The sequence below is a fragment of the Pseudomonas sp. FW305-25 genome, assembly GCF_017351415.1.
GTDB classification, from domain to species: Bacteria; Pseudomonadota; Gammaproteobacteria; order Pseudomonadales; family Pseudomonadaceae; genus Aquipseudomonas; species Aquipseudomonas chlororaphis.
This window is the reverse complement of record NZ_JACNDE010000001.1, coordinates 139,318-155,196: the sequence shown is the minus strand read 5'-3', so window position 1 is coordinate 155,196 and position 15,879 is coordinate 139,318. Positions and strand designations below refer to the sequence as shown.

General features: G+C 63.4%; 16 protein-coding genes and 1 pseudogene. 4 read left to right on the top strand and 13 right to left on the bottom strand.

Annotated elements, in window-relative coordinates:
- The first annotated feature begins 47 nt into the window (after positions 1-47).
- The gene (locus J4E58_RS00725; RefSeq protein ID WP_087089309.1) at positions 48-698 is read left to right on the top strand and encodes an HD domain-containing protein; all 651 of its coding nucleotides are present in this window, start codon (positions 48-50) and stop codon (positions 696-698) included.
- Between the two features lie 440 nt (positions 699-1,138).
- Positions 1,139-1,330, top strand: a pseudogene (locus J4E58_RS00715) (hypothetical protein); the annotation flags it as partial.
- Between the two features lie 69 nt (positions 1,331-1,399).
- Here J4E58_RS00715 and J4E58_RS00710 read toward each other — a convergent pair.
- Positions 1,400-2,380, bottom strand: a complete 981-nt coding sequence (locus J4E58_RS00710; RefSeq protein WP_087088727.1) for a DUF3829 domain-containing protein — start codon at positions 2,378-2,380, stop codon at positions 1,400-1,402.
- A 396-nt stretch (positions 2,381-2,776) separates the two neighbouring features.
- Between J4E58_RS00710 and J4E58_RS00705 the strand changes: the two genes are divergently transcribed.
- Positions 2,777-3,157, top strand: coding sequence for a Rho termination factor N-terminal domain-containing protein (locus tag J4E58_RS00705; RefSeq protein ID WP_053260217.1), 381 nt, complete (start codon positions 2,777-2,779; stop codon positions 3,155-3,157).
- A 76-nt stretch (positions 3,158-3,233) separates the two neighbouring features.
- Here J4E58_RS00705 and J4E58_RS00700 read toward each other — a convergent pair whose 3' ends face one another.
- From J4E58_RS00700 to J4E58_RS00665, 8 genes are all read right to left on the bottom strand, one after another.
- The gene (locus J4E58_RS00700; protein WP_087088728.1) at positions 3,234-4,166 is read right to left on the bottom strand and encodes a PfkB family carbohydrate kinase; all 933 of its coding nucleotides are present in this window, start codon (positions 4,164-4,166) and stop codon (positions 3,234-3,236) included.
- A complete protein-coding gene (locus tag J4E58_RS00695) occupies positions 4,159-5,625 on the bottom strand; it encodes a cytosine permease (RefSeq protein ID WP_087088730.1) in 1,467 nt (488 codons plus the stop codon). Before J4E58_RS00695 ends, J4E58_RS00700 begins: the two co-directional genes overlap by 8 nt.
- A 155-nt stretch (positions 5,626-5,780) precedes the next feature.
- On the bottom strand, positions 5,781-6,779 hold the full coding sequence (locus tag J4E58_RS00690) for an ADP-ribosylglycohydrolase family protein (protein ID WP_087088731.1): 999 nt from the start codon (positions 6,777-6,779) through the stop codon (positions 5,781-5,783).
- Positions 6,776-7,489, bottom strand: a complete 714-nt coding sequence (locus tag J4E58_RS00685) for a GntR family transcriptional regulator (RefSeq protein ID WP_007928081.1) — start codon at positions 7,487-7,489, stop codon at positions 6,776-6,778. Before J4E58_RS00685 ends, J4E58_RS00690 begins: the two co-directional genes overlap by 4 nt.
- A 70-nt stretch (positions 7,490-7,559) precedes the next feature.
- On the bottom strand, positions 7,560-8,123 hold the full coding sequence (locus tag J4E58_RS00680; protein WP_087088733.1) for a DUF1285 domain-containing protein: 564 nt from the start codon (positions 8,121-8,123) through the stop codon (positions 7,560-7,562).
- A 21-nt stretch (positions 8,124-8,144) separates the two neighbouring features.
- Entirely contained in the window at positions 8,145-8,747 is a 603-nt protein-coding gene (locus tag J4E58_RS00675; protein WP_007928079.1) for a DUF4823 domain-containing protein, read from the bottom strand.
- A gap of 235 nt (positions 8,748-8,982) precedes the next feature.
- Entirely contained in the window at positions 8,983-9,951 is a 969-nt protein-coding gene (locus J4E58_RS00670) for a GTP 3',8-cyclase MoaA (protein WP_087088735.1), read from the bottom strand.
- A gap of 139 nt (positions 9,952-10,090) precedes the next feature.
- Complete coding sequence (locus J4E58_RS00665; RefSeq protein ID WP_007928069.1) at positions 10,091-10,729, bottom strand: TetR/AcrR family transcriptional regulator; 639 nt, start codon at positions 10,727-10,729, stop codon at positions 10,091-10,093.
- 78 nt (positions 10,730-10,807) lie between these two features.
- Here J4E58_RS00665 and J4E58_RS00660 point away from each other — a divergent pair, with 78 nt between their 5' ends.
- Positions 10,808-11,941, top strand: a complete 1,134-nt coding sequence (locus J4E58_RS00660; protein WP_087088737.1) for an aminotransferase class V-fold PLP-dependent enzyme — start codon at positions 10,808-10,810, stop codon at positions 11,939-11,941.
- A 217-nt stretch (positions 11,942-12,158) separates the two neighbouring features.
- On the opposite strand, the gene J4E58_RS00655 is transcribed toward J4E58_RS00660, so the two are convergent.
- The 4 genes from J4E58_RS00655 to mltG all read right to left on the bottom strand — a co-directional run bounded on the left by J4E58_RS00655 (position 12,159) and on the right by mltG (position 15,878).
- Positions 12,159-12,944 carry a TatD family hydrolase gene (locus tag J4E58_RS00655; protein ID WP_087088739.1) on the bottom strand — a complete coding sequence of 262 codons (786 nt, stop codon included), beginning with the start codon at positions 12,942-12,944 and terminating at the stop codon, positions 12,159-12,161.
- 82 nt (positions 12,945-13,026) lie between these two features.
- Entirely contained in the window at positions 13,027-14,013 is a 987-nt protein-coding gene (locus J4E58_RS00650) for a DNA polymerase III subunit delta' (RefSeq protein WP_087088741.1), read from the bottom strand.
- Positions 14,006-14,638, bottom strand: a complete 633-nt coding sequence (tmk, locus tag J4E58_RS00645; protein ID WP_087088743.1) for a dTMP kinase — start codon at positions 14,636-14,638, stop codon at positions 14,006-14,008. Before tmk ends, J4E58_RS00650 begins: the two co-directional genes overlap by 8 nt.
- A gap of 19 nt (positions 14,639-14,657) precedes the next feature.
- Positions 14,658-15,878 (bottom strand): endolytic transglycosylase MltG, encoded by a 1,221-nt coding sequence (gene mltG, locus J4E58_RS00640; RefSeq protein ID WP_087088745.1) that lies wholly within the window; start codon positions 15,876-15,878, stop codon positions 14,658-14,660.
- Position 15,879 lies beyond the last annotated feature (1 nt).

The window sequence follows — 15,879 nt, the reverse complement described above, 5'->3', positions numbered from 1 at the left end:
GCGGCAGCGGCTACAGTGTGCGCCTGTATTTTTACTGCCTGGCTGAAATGACTTCCGACGCTTTTGCTCCCCTGCCCGATCTCGCCAACACCCTGCTGCCCCACGCGCTGGAGCCCGTAGACGACGGCGCCCACGACCTGTCGCACCTGCAGCGGGTGTGGGCCAATGTGCGGCGCATCGCCCGGGAAGACGGCGGCGATCTGCAAGTGCTGCTGGCCGCCACCCTGCTGCACGATTGCGTCGCCGTGGAAAAGAGCTCACCGCTGCGCGCCCAGGCCTCGCGCCTGTCGGCGGAAAAGGCCTCGGCCCTGCTGCACCGACTGGGCTGGCCCGAAGCGAAGATCGCCGCGGTGGCCCACGCCATCGAAGCCCACAGTTTTTCCGCCGCCATCGAGGCGCGCACCCTGGAGGCGAAGATCCTGCAGGACGCCGACCGTCTCGACGCCCTGGGCGCTCTCGGCGTAGCCCGCACCTTCTATGTCGGCGGCCGGTTGAACCGAGCCTTCTACGACCCCCACGACCCGCACGCCGAACACCGCGGCTACGACGACCTGAACTTCACCCTCGACCACTTCCACACCAAGCTGCTGCACCTGGCCGAGGGTTTCCAGACCGTGACCGGCGCGCGCCTGGCGCAGGTGCGCCATGCCCGCCTGAAGCGCTTCATGGACGAATTCATCGACGAGATCGGTGGCTGACTTACTCCGCTGCGGGCTAATCCTGAAGCCTGCAAGATCACAACTAACGCGACAACCGCCCATGGTAGAACGGCGCCTCATGAATCCAACAAGAACGAGGCCTGCGCATGTGCAGCGCTACCCCACCCCCCATGGTTCCAGCCAGGCTGTTCGGGCTGTTCTGCGTCGCCAGCTACCTGCTGTCGCTGTCCTATGGCTCGACCTTCCTGCTCTCGCTGCTGATCGGCTCGCGCGGTGGCAATGAGCACGATGCCGGCAGCGTGATTTCGGTCGCCATGCTCAGCACCTTGGTCGCCGTGATCTTCTCCGGGCACCTGTCGGACCTGCTGGGCGCCGCGCGCTCGATTGCCCTGTTCGGCTGCCTGCTGGTGGTCGCCAGCCTGGGCTTTGCCCTGGCGCCGGGCTTCGGCGATGCCCTGCTGTTTTTCGGCCTGACCCTGGGCCTGGGCAAGGAGGTGCTGGATAACTATCGCGGCGAAAGAGTCGTGGCCAGTACCCTGGCAATGTTGCAGGAACGCGGTTTGATCAAGGAGGGTCATGTCACCCTCAACCCGGCGGGCGAACATGCCCTGAACCTGCCGATCAAGCTGACCGCTTCCGGAGTGGAAGCGGCCCGCAAGCTGGACGCCTGATCGAAGACCGGGGCGTTCGTTCGCGCCCACCGGCACCCGCGTTACGACGCGGGTGCCGTCAGCGCCGACTCAGCAGGTCGGATGGTTGAAGCGATTGATCATGTTGCCGTAGGTGCGGTTGTAGCGGTTGGCCGAGCGGACGATGCTCGAACTCTGCATGTGTGCCGGCAGGTTCTTCATCGCGCCCTCGGGAGCGCGCTTGTATACCCCGTCCTTGACGTCGCGGACGATCGAACGCGACTGGCCGATGAACTCATTGATTTCCAGCATGCCGCCACCGCACGACTTGCCGCTCTGTGCGGCCTGGGCGCTGACCTTGCCATTCCAGCCCGCGGCCGCGTCGGCCACCAGTGCCAGGGACTTCTCGAAGGCCGCCAGGGCCTGCGGATCGTTCGGTTCGGCGAACAGCGTCTCGGCATCCGCGGTGTTGAGTTTGCCGTAGTAGATCAGCCCGGCACGGTAGTAGGCCGCGGTGTCTTTCGGCGCCTCATCGAATGCCTGCTTGGTCAGCGCCAGGTCACGCGCGCCAAGGCCGGCGTAGAAGTCCTGCTCCTTCTCGCTGACTGCGGTCAGGGCGGCCAGGTAGGCCTGGCCCTGGCGACGGGCCAGCTCGCCGTTGTCGCTCAGGTAGCCCTTGGAAGTGGCGTAGTTCTGCAGTTCATGGCTCAAGGGCGAGAGGGTTTTCAGGGCCGCGGAAAAGGCCTGGGCCGCCTGGTCCACTTCCGGGATCGGCGTATCGATGGCCAGGGCGCCATCCAGGGCCCGGCTCAGGCGATCGATGAGAATATCGTTGCCAATGCTGAAGGCAGTGATCGGCGCCTTGCCCGCCAGGGCCGGCACCTCGTACTGCTGGTAACGCTGGAGGAAGGTCTGGAAGGATTCGCTGATGCTGTTCGCCGCACCGACGTACTGGTTGTATTTCTCTATTTCCTGTTGCCGGGTATCGACCTGCGCGACGGGCTGGCTGACCTTTTCACTCTTGTCGCCACAACCGGCCAGCAGCATGCTGCCGCCCAACAGGGCCGCAGCCAAAAACATCCGGGTATTCATTGGTTCATTCCTTTAAAAACAGGCCACGACCAACCGCACGGCAGCGACAGACCGGTGACGGGGTTGGATGGGCACAACAGGGGATTGACGGCAGGCGTGCCGTGTCGATCAGCCGCCCCTGATCTGGGGCGTAAGAATCATCCATGAGTAACTCGCGAAAAGGCCTGAGAATTCGTCAGACGCATCCATTTCCGGGGCAGGCATTGTGCGAGACTTCCCCCGCCCTGGCAAACCTCGGGCCGCCCTGGCCTGCCCCTCTTGCGCGAAATGCCGCGCTTCTGTGATAGCGATCACACCCTCTGGCACGGTATCCAGAGCCCATCCGTCGATTCCCGGGCACTTATCGGCCTTTTCCCCGCCCCAACTTCAGGTACCCATTGCCAAAGGAGAGCCCTCATGCCTCGTGGAAGCAAAGCCAAATACACCGCCGAACAGAAGCGCAAGGCCGCGCATATCGAAGCCGGCTACGAAGCCAAGGGCGTGCCCAAGGACGAGGCCGAAGCGCGCGCCTGGGCCACGGTGAACAAGCAGTCCGGTGGAGGGGAACGGGCTGGCGGCTCCGGGCAACGCACACCGGCCTCGGAAAAAACCGCCGCGCGCCAGTCCTCGGCCAGGCGTGCCGTCGCCAGCCGTGAAGGACATGCCCGCAACAGCACGACGTCGCTGAGCACCCAGACGAAGGACAGCCTGCTGAAGGAGGCCCGAACGAAGAACATTCGTGGCCGCTCGACCATGAGCAAGCAGGAACTGATCGAGGCATTGCGCAAGGCGGGATAAACCACGGATCGCGAGCAGGCCTACTCCCGGCGGGAACGAGCTTGCTCGCGATCGCTCTCGTTCAGCCGGCAAACGCCTAGGCTCGGACGCTATCCCCATTGACCAGCGCATCCACCTCCGCTGCACCCGGCGCGGTGGCCGGCCCCCAGCGGGTCACCGCCAGGGCCGCCGCGGCGTTGGCACGGCGCGCCGCCTGCACTGGCTCCAGCCCCTGCGCCAGCGCTGCGACGAAGACTCCGGCATGGGCATCGCCAGCGCCGTTGCTGTCCACCGCCCGGACCTTGAAGCCCGGCACATGGGCGCTATGGCCATGCTGGCTGACCCAGCAGCCCTGCGGCCCGTCCCTGACCACCAGCAACACCTCCTGCGACAGTTCGTCATGCAGGCGTCGCAGGGCTTCGGCGATGGTCGAGGTCCCGGTGAAGCGCAAGGCCTCGACGCTGTTGCTGGTCCAGATATCGATACGCGGCAGCAGCCGGCGCATGGCCGCGGAGTCCGGCGATTCCACCAACGGGCCCGGATCGAACACCACCTGGATCCCCTGCGGCAAGGCCAGCAGCCAGTCCAGCAAAGCCTCGGCCTTGCCGACATGCAGCAGGCTGTAGCCGCTGACATAGACAAAGTCATCGGCCTGCACCGCGACACCGTCCAGGTCCTCGGCCGACAGCTGGCCTTCCACCCCGATATAGGAAATGAAGCTGCGTTCGGCCGTGGCTTCGGTCAGCGCCACGCACAGACCGGTGTCCTCGGTGCGGCTGGCCTCGAGAGCGATCCGGATGCCCTCGGCGCGCATCGCCTCCCGCGCCAGCTCCCCGAAGCGACCGTTGCCGTGTCGCCCCAGGTACAGCACCGGCAAGCCGTTACGCTGGGCGGCAGCCATCACGTTGAAGCCGCCGCCGGCCTCGAAGCTGGCGGACTGCGCCAGCACATCGCCGCCGGAGCTCGGCAGGCGCTCCACGGACATCACCAGATCGACGATAACCTGGCCGGTGTGCAGCATTCTAGGCATTGGCATTCTCGACAAAAGCACCGCGGCGATCCCGGGCCCCGCCCAGCACCGCATACACGCCGCCGGCTACCAGGAAGGTGACGATCCAGCCCAGGCCGTTATGGCCCAGCCAGGAATCGGCCAGCGGCCCGGCGAACCAGACGTTCTCGGCGCTGGTACCGATGGTGGTGAAGCTGAAACCCAGCACTATAGCCAGTGCCCAGGCACCGAAGGCCCGCCATTCGACACCGCCGCGATACCAGTAGGCGCTGCTCGGGCTGACGTCCAGCAGATCCTTGGGGCTGTAGTAGTGACGGTGGATCAGGTCGACCACGAAGATCCCGACCCAGGCGGTTAGAGGCACCGCCAGCAAGGAAATGAAGGTAATGAACGGCCCATAGAAACTCTCGGCGATCAGCATGAAGTAGATGGAGCCGGCGAAGATCGCCACGATGTCCACCACCACCGCGTACACCCGCTTGACCTTGAGCCCCAGGGTCAGAGTGGTCAGGCCGGCCGAGTACACCGACAGGTTGTTCGACAGCAGCAGACCGCCGAAAGCGGTGATCAGGTACGGCACCGCCATCCAGGTCGGCATCATGTCGCGAATCGCCACGATCGGGTCGGTGGCCGAGGCCAGGTCATCGTTGCCCACCGACAGCAGGCCACCCAGGGTAATCAGCAGCACCAGCGGAATGCCGGCGCCGAAGGCCGCCGATGCCACCAGGCGCGAGGCCTTGACGCTGCTGTGCTGGTAACGCGACATGTCGGCACCGGTATTGGCCCAGCCGATACCGGTGCCCGCGGCCATGGTGCCGATACCGATGATCATCGCGCTCAACGGCGCCGGGGTGGCGTTGAACACCGCGCTCCAGTCGATGGTGGCGCAAAGGAAGCCGCCCACCAGCAGGTTCAGCGCGCCGAACACATAGGTGGCCCACTTCTGGATCACCAGCAAGGTGGCGTGGCCGAGGCCGGAGACGGCCAGGGTCAGCAGCACGAAAATGCCGATGAACAGCAGGGTCAGCAGCGGCGCACTCTTGGCTTCCACCGGCGAGCCGAACAGGATTGAACACAGCGACAGCAGGACGAAGGCAGCGGTAGTGGTGTTGACGGTTTCCCAGCCCACCCGCGACATCAGCGACACCAGGGTCGGGCCGATATTGCCGCGCACGCCGAAGATCGCCCGCGACAGCGTCAGGCTCGGCGCCCGCCCGCGACGCCCTGCGATGGAGATGATCCCCACCACCGCGAACGAACCGGCGGCGCCGAGGATGGCAACGATGATCGCCTGCCAGATCGACAGGCCACGAAAGGCCACCAGGGTCGCCCCCAGCGGCAAGCCGAGGATGCTGATATTGGCGGCGAACCAGACCCAGAACAGTTGCAGCGGATGGCCGTTGCACTCGCCTTCCGGCACCGGCTCGATGCCGCGGGTTTCCAGTTGCCCGGCGCTTTGCCCGGGGTTCGATGCACTCATGAAAAAGCTCCTGTTGCCCTTGTTGTGATTGTCGGCAATTTCGGAAGTCGATCAGACATCCCGGCACTCCTCGCCGTTTCCTGCTATCCATGGCAAAAATGCTTCAGCGACGGCTCGCGCACAGCTGGTGGGAACCTTGGCCATGCAGCCAGTCTTTAACGCAGGGCCAGCAGCCCCTGCACCAGCGGTTCGAGGTCCAGGTCGTTGACCTGCTTGATCTGCTCGATCAAGGCGGCCGGCCAGCACTCCATCCCCTGGCAGGCACCGAGCATCGCGCCGAGGATGGCGGCAATGGTATCGGTGTCGCCCCCAAGGCTCGCGGCCATGCACAGCGCTTCGAACGCCTGCAGCTCGCCGATGGCCACCTGATGCGCCAGGGCGAAGGACACCACCACCGATTCCTGGGACGCGACGGAGGTGCCGATCACGTCGTACAGCAGATCGGCCAGCAGCGCCTTGTCGCTTTCGACGCTGAGGGTGCGCGCCCAACTGATGCGCGTGGCAATACGGCCGCCAGCCACCCAGTGACCATGCCGCTCCGCTTCCAGGGCGATCTGCACGCCGATCTGCAAGGCGTCGCCCAGCGGCACGCCATTGATCCCGGCGGACACTACCGCCGCCACCGCCGCCGCGCTGGAGATACCCAGTGTGGTGTTATGGGTGACCTGGCAAGCTTCCACCACCGCGCGGATGAAGCCCTGGACATCGTCGACGTTCGCTGCGATGCCCACCGGGGTGATGCGCATCGCCGCGCCGTTGGTGGTGCCGTAGCGCCCGGCCTCTTCCGCGGTATGGCCGGCGAGGATCATCTCGATGGCGCGCTTGGTCGAGGGGCCCAAAAGGTCCTGGGAGCCCTTGGCCTGCATCGCCGCTTCCCACTCGATCAGGCTGTGGGCCAACGCCGCCGGTTCAATCCGGCCCTTGCCCGCGACCAGCAGGTCGCCGACCAGGATCGCCTGCTCGGTGTCGTCGGTGATCGAGCCCTTGGGCATGTTGGCGGCGATCGGCTGATCGGGGCCGGCGTCCTCCAGGCGATGGATGGCACCGAAACGCTGCTTGATCTGCTGCCGGCTGAGGGATTGGGTCGGCATGCCCAGGGCATCGCCCAGGGCCAGCCCGTAAAAGGCGCCCAGAGCGCGATCCAGCGGGATCATTTCTGTGCTCCGAATTCCAGGTGCAGGCGAAAGTGCAGCGGGTCGAGAAAACTCTCCACCTGTTCCATGAAACGCCCGCGGCGGTCATAGGTGGTCCGCAGGGCCTTGAGAAACACACTGCCGGCCGGACGTCCCAGCAGTCGTGCCTCTTCTTCACCCAGTGGCTCGGCGCCGATCCATTGATCGCCGCGCTCGCCGATATAGCCGTAGGCGGCCAGGGTAATGGTCAGGGAATCATCGATCAGCCCTACTCGCGGCAGGCTTTCCAGGCCTCCGGTGGCAGGCATCAGGGAACGTTCAAGGGAAACCACGGTGCCGTCGGTAGAGCGTCGGCGCCGGTCCAGGGCGATGAACTGGTCAGTGCCGAAGCGACTGAGCAGGTCGGGACGCTGCACCGCTTCCAGGCGCAGCAGCTCGGTGTTGATCAGCGCCCCGCTATCCGCCAGGGCCTGGGCCCAGCCGTTTTGCTGGTCCAGCACCACACCGTCAAAGGTGACGATGGAGCCGACCCCGCTCTGGGTGGCGATGTAGTTGCGGCGTTTGAGTTCGGCCAGGGCCTCACGCAGGGTGCCACGACTCACCGAGAATTCCTGGGCCAACTGATGCTCGCCCGGCAGCAGGAAACCGTCCTCCATGAGGCCGCTTTCGATGCGTCGGATCAGTTCATCGACCACGCGTTTTTTCTTGTCAAATCGAACATGTCTAATCATGTACAAATTGATACCCGAAAGGGGATCTTCGTCGCAAGATATTTATTCGATCAACAAGAGGTTTCGCAGCTCAGGGCTCCAGGCCGATCGGGAAGAACACCCCGCCGCTCCAGACGCCCAGCCAGTTCTGACCGTCGATCGGACGGCTCACCGCCAGCTCCACCAGTTGGTAGAACACATTGCGGTGCACCAGCGCCTCCAGATTGCTGCGTACATGAACGTAAGGCGCCGGCTCCTGGGTCTGCGGGTCGATCACCACTCGCAGCGGATGCTCGCTGCCGGCGCTGACCTGCTCGTCGACGTTGGTGGTAAAGCGCAGGATCTGGGCCTCGCCTTCCCCTTCGACCTCCAGGGTGACGGCGACAAAAGGCGCGTCATCAACCTTGATGCCGACCTTTTCCACCGGGGTGATCAGGAAATAGTCGTCGCCGTCGCGGCGAATGATGGTGGAGAACAGCTTGACCATCGGTTTGCGGCCAATGGGGGTACCCAGGTAGTACCAGGTGCCGTCGCGGGCGATACGCATGTCGATATCGCCACAGAAGTCGGGGTTCCACAGGTGGACCGGCGGCAAGCCCTTCTGCGCCTTGGGAATCTGCGCCAACAGATCGTTGGCTTTGCCCGGACCACTCATGCTGCTCTCCTCGTGCTTGGCTTAATCGCTCAAGCCTAACAGGCTGCGGGCGTATTGTTCGAGCGGCGGGCCAAGCAGGTCTTCCGGCTTTTTGTCGTGGAACGTCAGTAAACCGCCACGACTGCGAATCCGCGCGGTGTCGATCAGATACTGGGTACTGGTCTCGATCAGCATGATCTGAATCACGCCGTTGTCGATCCCCAGGCGATCCACGGCCTCCTGGTCGAACCATTCATCGGAGTTGCCGATGCGGTCGTCGGCCTTGGCAAAACGGGTGTACAGCAGGTAATGCGCACCCACCTCACGGGCCTCGGCCATGGCCTGGTCCAGGCCTTCCGGCGCCCGGGCGCGGCGGACCATGGGGAAGTATTCGATAAAGCCCTTGAAGGCTTCCTCGGCCACCACGTTGGGGCGCGGGTAAGCGCTACCCGGCGGCGCAAAGGCGCCCTGGGCGATGAAAATGAACGAGTCCGGTTGAACGCGGAACGAGTTGGAGCGCTGGGTATTACTGTGATCGAGAAAACCCGCATCACTCATGTGATAGCGAACGCCCTCGCCCATATCGCTGACATTCATGCAGCCGCCGAGCCCCAAAAAAGCCAGCAGCAAAACCAGGCTACGCATCCTTCCCTCCAGAAGCCGGTGACGGAAAACCGGCGAATGGCCACGAGATGCAGCTTCCGCGCCAGCTCGGACGCCTGTAGCCGCTGCCGCAGGCTGCGAATGGCTGCGCAGCAGCCACAAACCTGGTGAAGGCTATTGGCTGGAGGGAAATGGGTCGCCTGGATTGGCGAGGGCTACGCCCTCGATCCCAGCCTGCGACAGCGGCTACAGAGAGCGGGGATCAGGGAGACGGGGTTTAGCCGCCGATGATTTTCATCACCGTCGCACCACCGGAGAATGCCACGTCCTGCTTGTCGCCCAAGGCTTTGACCAGCAAGCGCTGCAAGGCCGGCAAGGCCTGGTGGCGCGGCTTGTCCAGCAGATCGCCGACGTAATGCCGGTTACTCGACGACAGGCAACCGTGCAGCCAGCCGGTGGACGACAGCCGCAGGCGCGAGCAGGTCCGGCAGAACGGTACGCTTTCATTGGCGATCACGCCGAAATGGCCCTGCCCCGGAATTTCATAGCGTACTGCGGTGGCGTCCACCGGCGCATCGGCCTGCAGGTATTCGTAGCGCTCGCCGATCAGGCTCAGCAGTTGCTGCAGGCTGACGAACTGCTGCAGGAAAGCATTGGAATCGCTGGCCAGGTGGCCCATGCGCATCAGCTCGATAAAGCGCAGTTCATAGCCACGCTCCAGGCAGTAGTCGAGCAGCGGCATTACCTGGTCCAGGTTCTGCCCGCGCAGCGGCACCATATTGACCTTGATTTTCATGCCCGCCGCGTGAGCCTGGTCCATGCCGTCGAGCACGGTAGCCAGATCGCCGCCACGCGCAATGCCGCGGAAAGCCGAGGCGTCCAGGGTATCGAGGGAAACGTTGATGCGCCGGATACCGGCATCCACCAGCAACGGCAGCTTGCGTGCGAGCAATTGGCCATTGGTGGTCAGGCTGATGTCTTCCAGCCCCATTTGCCCCACCGCCGCCATGAAGGCTTCGAGTTTCGGACTGACCAGGGGCTCGCCGCCGGTGATCCGCAGGCGTTCAATGCCTGCTGCCTCGATCAGATAGGCCACGCCGCGCGCCATGGCCTCGGCCGACAACTCGTCCTGGGCAGCCACCAGCCGCTTGCCGTTGGGCACGCAGTAGGTACAGGCGTAGTTGCAGGCAGAAGTCAGGCTGATACGCAGATTGCGAAAACGCCTGCCTTGACGATCAACGATCATGGATGACTCCGGCGAAGGAAGAGTGAACCGACCAAAACCTGACTCAAAAATCAGGTTTTGGCAAGTCCCATGCCTGAGTATATTCCTGGGACACTGCGCCATATAGAGAAATCATGGCGCCATAAGGCCACTGAATGAATCAGCTGCCGGAGCTATCGGGGTCGCGCTTGCGCTTGTTGCCCATGCGCACGCCGATGTCCATCAGGAACTGGAAGAAGCCTTCCTGGTCTTCCAGCACGTTGCTCCAGAACGGCGAGTGATACAGCGCCACTGCACCATGCACCAGCGCCCAGGCTGCGCAGTAGTGGAAGTAAGGCGGCACGTCTTCGAGCTTGCCTTCGCTGATGCGGCCCTTGATCAACAAGGTCAGGCGTTCGAAGTTGGAAGCACGGATCTTGTGCAGCTCCTCGACCATTTCCGGCACCTGGTTGCCCTTGACCACCTTCTCTTCCAGGCGATCGAACAGCCGGTAACGCTGTGGATCACGCATGCGGAATTCGAAGTAGGCCCGGGACAGGGCTTCCTTATCCTTGTCGACATCGGCAGAGTGCAGCAGCTCGTTCAGGTCGCGCTCATAATCGAGCATCAGGCGCAGATAAATCTCCGCCTTGGACTTGAAGTGCTTGTAGATGGTCCCTTTGCCGATACCAACGGCATCAGCGATCATCTCGACGGTGACGCTGTCTTCACCTTGATCGAGGAACAGCTTGAGCGCGGTATCGAGAATTTCTTGCTCACGGCGACGAAACTCACGGACCTTACGAGGTTCTTTCTGCATAAGAAAAGGTCTGTCGGGGTCAAAATCGAAGCCGCGTATTATGCCTAAATTGCGCCAAAATGCACGGATCATCCGACCATGACTATGTTTCTTGATGAATTTGTACAGGCCCCGGGCCTGCGTTATTTGAATCACGCAGCTGTCGCCCCCTGGCCGAATCGGGCCGCCGAAGCCGTGGCGCGCTTCGCCAAAGAGAACGTTTTGCTGGGCGCGCGGGACTATCCGGACTGGATGGCCCTTGAGCAACGCCTGCGCGAACGCCTGATGCGCCTGCTAAATGCACCGTCAACGGATGACATCGCGCTGGTCAAAAATACTTCGGAAGCGCTGTCATTCGTCGCCTTTGGTCTGCCTTGGGAACAAGGTGAGCAGATCGTCATCAGCGACGAGGAATTCCCCTCCAACCGCGTCGTCTGGGAAGCCCTGGCCAGCCAGGGTGTGGAAGTGCTGCAGGTCAGCCTTAAGGGCGACGATCCGGAAGGCGCGCTGCTGGCCGCCTGCGGGCCGCGCACCCGGCTGATGGCGATCAGCGCGGTGCAGTTCGCCAGCGGTCTGCGCCTGGACCTGCAGCGCTTGGGCGCCGGCTGCAAACAACAGAACGTGCTGTTCTGCATCGACGCCATCCAGCAACTGGGCGCCCAACCCTTCGATGCCCAGGCCTATCAATGCGACTTCGCCATGGCCGACGGCCACAAATGGATGCTCGGGCCTGAAGGCCTCGGTGTGTTCTATTGCCGCAGCGAGCTGCGCGCGCAGCTCAAGCTCCATGAGTTCGGCTGGCACATGCTGGAACACATGGGCGATTACAGCCGCAGCGAATGGGAACCGGCCAAGAGCGCGCGGCGCTTCGAGTGCGGCAGCCCGAACATGCTCGGCGCCATGGCCCTGGAAGCAAGCCTGTCGTTATTGGAAGAAGTGGGCATGGAACACGTGGCGACCTTGATCGCCGAACGGGTCCAGTGGCTCCAGGATGGCCTGAATGCTATCCCCGGCGTACGCCTGCACACCCCGCTCAACCCTGCCCGACGCGGCGGAATTTTCTCGTTCAGTATCGATGGCATCGATAATCAGGCAGTTCATGAGGCGCTGCAACAGCAGCAGGTGGTGTGTATTCCCCGTGGTCCAGGGATTAGATTTTCACCGCATTTCTATACCGAAAAACGCGTAATCGACGAAACTCTCGCCATCGTGGCTGATATCGCCCGGCAATGAGAACTCAAGCGAAGCGCTCGTATTCCAAATTTGTTTAAAAAACGAGCAAGGCCAACTGGACTGAATTCAATAGTGATCAATACTTGAAATGTCGGCGTGACATCTCCCCCAAGTGAAGCGCCGATGAAGGTACCAAGGGATGGCGTGCCTTTGTTTTACTCCTAATGGTCTTAACCCGGATTCACCCCCCAGAACCCGGGTTTTTTTTGCCTGCGATTCAGCCCTTGACGTGCGCCAGCGGGAACAGACGCTTGAAGTTCTCGGTGGTCTGTTCGGCAAAACGCTCGTAGGGCTCCCCACGCAGCATGGCCAGGAACTCGGCGACTTCACGCACGTACTGCGGCAGGTTGGGCTTGCCGCGATAAGGAATCGGCGCCAGGTACGGCGAATCGGTTTCCACCAGCAAACGGTCGGCCGGCACCTGGCGCGCCACGTCCCGCAGTGCATCGGCATTGCGGAAAGTGACAATCCCGGACAGGGAAATGTAGAAACCCAGGTCCAGCGCGGCCTTGGCCATGTCCCAGTCTTCGGTGAAGCAGTGCAGGACCCCGGCTTGCGGCAACGCCGCTTCGCGCAGCAGAGTCAGGGTATCGGCGCGCGCGCCACGGGTGTGGACGATCACCGGCTTGCCGGTCTGCTGGGCGGCTTGCAGGTGCAGACGGAAGGATTCCTGCTGCAACTGCGCGGCTTCCGGCTCGTAGTGGTAATCCAGGCCGGTCTCGCCGATGGCCACCACCCGCGGGTGATTCAACTCCCGCAGCAGCCAGTCGAGGGCTGGCGCGGCGCCAGGCTGGACATCCAGGGGATGGACACCCACCGAGCAATCGACGTCGTCATAACGCTCAGCCAAAGCCTTGACGTCGGCCGCATTGTCGGCGCTGATGCCAATGCACAGGAAATGCCCGACACCGCGCTGACGAGCCGCGTCCAGGGCGGCGTCAAGCGAGCCGTCGTGCGCGGCGAGATCGAGGCGATCGAGGTGACAATGGGAATCTACAAGCATAAGAAGCGACAACCACATTCGGTCAATGAACAGGCCGGCCCGAGCAGCAGCCGGCGATTCGGTTTGTTTCCAGGCGCCGCCGTCAGTTGCGGGCAGGCAGTGCGGCCCACTGCACCAGCAAGGCTTCGAGCAACAGCACCCGATTGAGGTTGGCCTTGTTCAACACCTTCTGGCGCTGCGCAAGGATCCAGTCCTGGATCTCCAGAACCTTGGCCTGGGAGGACTTCTGCGCGAGGTACTGCACCACTTTGCGCATATCGACCAATCCCAGCCCCTCCTCGTCCTGCGTCAGCTGATAGCGCAGGATCAGGCTCGACCAGTCGCAAAACCAGTCGAACAGCAGCAACAAGGGTATCGCATTCCAGCCTTCAGCCAGTTGGGTCGGCGATTGCTGCTGCTTGAGCAACTTCTTCACCCCGTCGACCACCTGCGCCCGCTGCTCGCGCGCGCCCTGGGCTTGCAGGCTGACAGCCGCCAGGGGCGAACCGGCCGCCAGGGTCAACAGCTCGACCCGTTCCTCCTCCGAGCAGTCCGGCAGGGCCTTGCTCAGCCATTGCAGGCTCATGGCCTCACTGGGCAGAGGACAGGCCTGCTGCACGCAGCGACTCTTGATGGTCGGCAACAAGCGGCTCGGCTGGTGGCTGACCAGCAGCAACACCGTATCGCCGGACGGCTCTTCGAGGCTTTTCAGCAGCGCGTTGGAAGCGTTGATGTTCATCGACTCCACCGGCTCGATCAGCACCACCTTGCGCCCGCCCAGTTGCGCAGTCTGCACCACGAAGCTGACCAGCTCGCGCACCTGGTCGACCTTGATCGCCTTGTCCGCTTCCTCCGGCTCCAGCACGTAGTTGTCCGGATGGCTGCCGGCCTGCAGCAGCAAGCACGACTTGCATTGCCCGCAGGCATCCAGCCCGGCCGGACGCTGGCACAGCAGGCGCGCCATCAGGCGCTCGGCCAGCGCACGCTTGCCGATACCCGCCGGGCCATGGAGCAGATAGGCGTGGGCATGCTGCGCTCGGCCCGCCAGCTGCTGCCAGAGTTCGTCCTGCCAGGGAAAGGCCTCAGCCACGGTGCAGCTCCAGCAATTTCGGCAACAGGGCGTCCAGTGCTTGCTGGACCTGGGACAGCGACTGCGCCGCATCCACCAACAGGTAACGCGCCGGATCGGCTGCCGCGCGCTTCAGGTACGCCTGGCGTACCGCATCGAAGAATACCCGGCCTTCCAGCTCGAAACGGTCCAGACGGCCACGGGCACTGGCGCGGGCCAGACCCACTTCGACCGGCAGGTCGAACACCAGGGTCAGGTCGGGTCGCAGCTCACCCTGAACGAACTGCTCCAGGGTCGCGATGCGCTCCACGGACAAACCACGACCACCGCCCTGATAGGCGTAGGTGGAATCGGTAAAACGGTCGCACAACACCACTGCGCCACGGGCCAGCGCCGGACGAATCACCTCAGCCAGATGCTGGGCGCGCGCGGCGAACACCAGCAACAGCTCGGTATCGGGATTCATGACCTCGTCGCCGGGGGTCAGCAGCACCTCGCGGATCCGCTCGGCCAAGGGCGTACCGCCCGGCTCGCGAGTCAGCAACACCTCGATGCCAGAGGCGCGCAGGCGCTCGGCCAGGTATTCGCGGTTGGTGCTCTTACCCGCGCCTTCCGGGCCTTCCAGAGTAATAAACAAGCCAGTCACAGGCAGTCCTTAATCAAAGTCATTGCGGGCTTTTCGGCTCGGGCTCGACGGGAGTTTCGAGCGGTGCTTGCGGCGGTACTTCCGGGCTCACTTGGGGAGCCTCCTGAGAAGGCTCTTCAGGGGATTCCTGCGGAACTGCCTCGGGCGCCGTATCGGGTGACGCCGCCGGAGTCGACTCCGGAGCTTCGGAAGCCGCCGGGCTGCCCGCCGGTGCCGGGCTGGAACGATAATCGGCGCGACGCTTGAGCTGGAACTCGCGCACGGCATTGTTATGCGCATCCAGATCGTCGGAGAACACATGGCTGCCATCGCCACGCGCCACGAAATACAGACTGCTGCCCGGCACCGGGTTGAGCGCGGCATGGATCGCCTCGCGACCGACCATGGCGATCGGCGTCGGCGGCAAGCCACTGATCACGTAGGTGTTGTAGGGGGTCGCTTCCTTCAGCAGGGCGCGGGTCAACTTACCGTTGTAACGCTCGCCCAGACCATAGATCACCGTCGGATCGGTTTGCAGCAACATACCCACCCGCATGCGGCGCACGAATACCCCGGCAATCTGTCCGCGCTCCTGGGGCACGCCGGTTTCCTTCTCCACCAGCGAGGCCATGATCAGCGCCTGATAAGGCTCGGTATAAGGCACATCGGCCGAGCGCTTGTTCCATTCCTTGGCCAGCACCTCGTCCAGGCGGCTGTAGGCTTTTTCCAGCAGCTCCACATCGGTCATCCCGCGCACGAAACGGTAGGTATCGGGAAAGAACCGGCCTTCGGGGAAAACGCCACCATGACCGAGTTTTTCCATGACTTCACTGTCACTCAACCCATTCAGGGTCTGCTCGAGCTTGTCATGCTTGGCCAACGCCGCGCGCACCTGACGGAAGGTCCAGCCTTCCACCAGGGTCAGGCTGTACTGCACTACTTCACCACGCTGCCAGACCCCGATCAGGCCATGCGCGGTCATCCCTGGGGTCATGCGGTATTCGCCGCTGTGCAGTGGCTGTCCTTCCATGTTGAAGCGCCAGTACAGGCGCAGCCAGAACGCGTCCTTGAGAACGCCATTGGCTTCCATACGGTTGAAGGTACCGCCTGGCGTCGAGCCAGCCGGCACGTCGAGCAATTGCTCTTGGGTCAGGTTGAGAGGCTGCTCCAGCGCCGAGTTCAACTTCCAGGCCGAGGCGCCCAGCGCCAGACCTGCCAGAACCAGTCCGGTCTCCAGCAGAAGCAATAGTTTACGTCTCACA

Bases quoted from the DNA above. Each gene is read 5' to 3' on its own strand.
- J4E58_RS00680 (WP_087088733.1), bottom strand. From the start codon at position 8,123: ATGAGTGGTCCGGGCAAAGCCAACGATCTGTTGGCGCAGATTCCCAAG.
- J4E58_RS00690 (WP_087088731.1), bottom strand. From the start codon at position 6,779: ATGATCCCGCTGGATCGCGCTCTGGGCGCCTTTTACGGGCTGGCCCTG.
- J4E58_RS00695 (WP_087088730.1), bottom strand. From the start codon at position 5,625: ATGAGTGCATCGAACCCCGGGCAAAGCGCCGGGCAACTGGAAACCCGC.
- J4E58_RS00670 (WP_087088735.1), bottom strand. From the start codon at position 9,951: ATGATCGTTGATCGTCAAGGCAGGCGTTTTCGCAATCTGCGTATCAGC.
- J4E58_RS00675 (WP_007928079.1), bottom strand. From the start codon at position 8,747: ATGCGTAGCCTGGTTTTGCTGCTGGCTTTTTTGGGGCTCGGCGGCTGC.
- J4E58_RS00700 (WP_087088728.1), bottom strand. From the start codon at position 4,166: ATGCCTAGAATGCTGCACACCGGCCAGGTTATCGTCGATCTGGTGATG.
- J4E58_RS00660 (WP_087088737.1), top strand. From the start codon at position 10,808: ATGACTATGTTTCTTGATGAATTTGTACAGGCCCCGGGCCTGCGTTAT.
- J4E58_RS00710 (WP_087088727.1), bottom strand. From the start codon at position 2,380: ATGAATACCCGGATGTTTTTGGCTGCGGCCCTGTTGGGCGGCAGCATG.
- J4E58_RS00655 (WP_087088739.1), bottom strand. From the start codon at position 12,944: ATGCTTGTAGATTCCCATTGTCACCTCGATCGCCTCGATCTCGCCGCG.
- J4E58_RS00665 (WP_007928069.1), bottom strand. From the start codon at position 10,729: ATGCAGAAAGAACCTCGTAAGGTCCGTGAGTTTCGTCGCCGTGAGCAA.
- J4E58_RS00725 (WP_087089309.1), top strand. From the start codon at position 48: ATGACTTCCGACGCTTTTGCTCCCCTGCCCGATCTCGCCAACACCCTG.
- J4E58_RS00705 (WP_053260217.1), top strand. From the start codon at position 2,777: ATGCCTCGTGGAAGCAAAGCCAAATACACCGCCGAACAGAAGCGCAAG.
- J4E58_RS00685 (WP_007928081.1), bottom strand. From the start codon at position 7,489: ATGATTAGACATGTTCGATTTGACAAGAAAAAACGCGTGGTCGATGAA.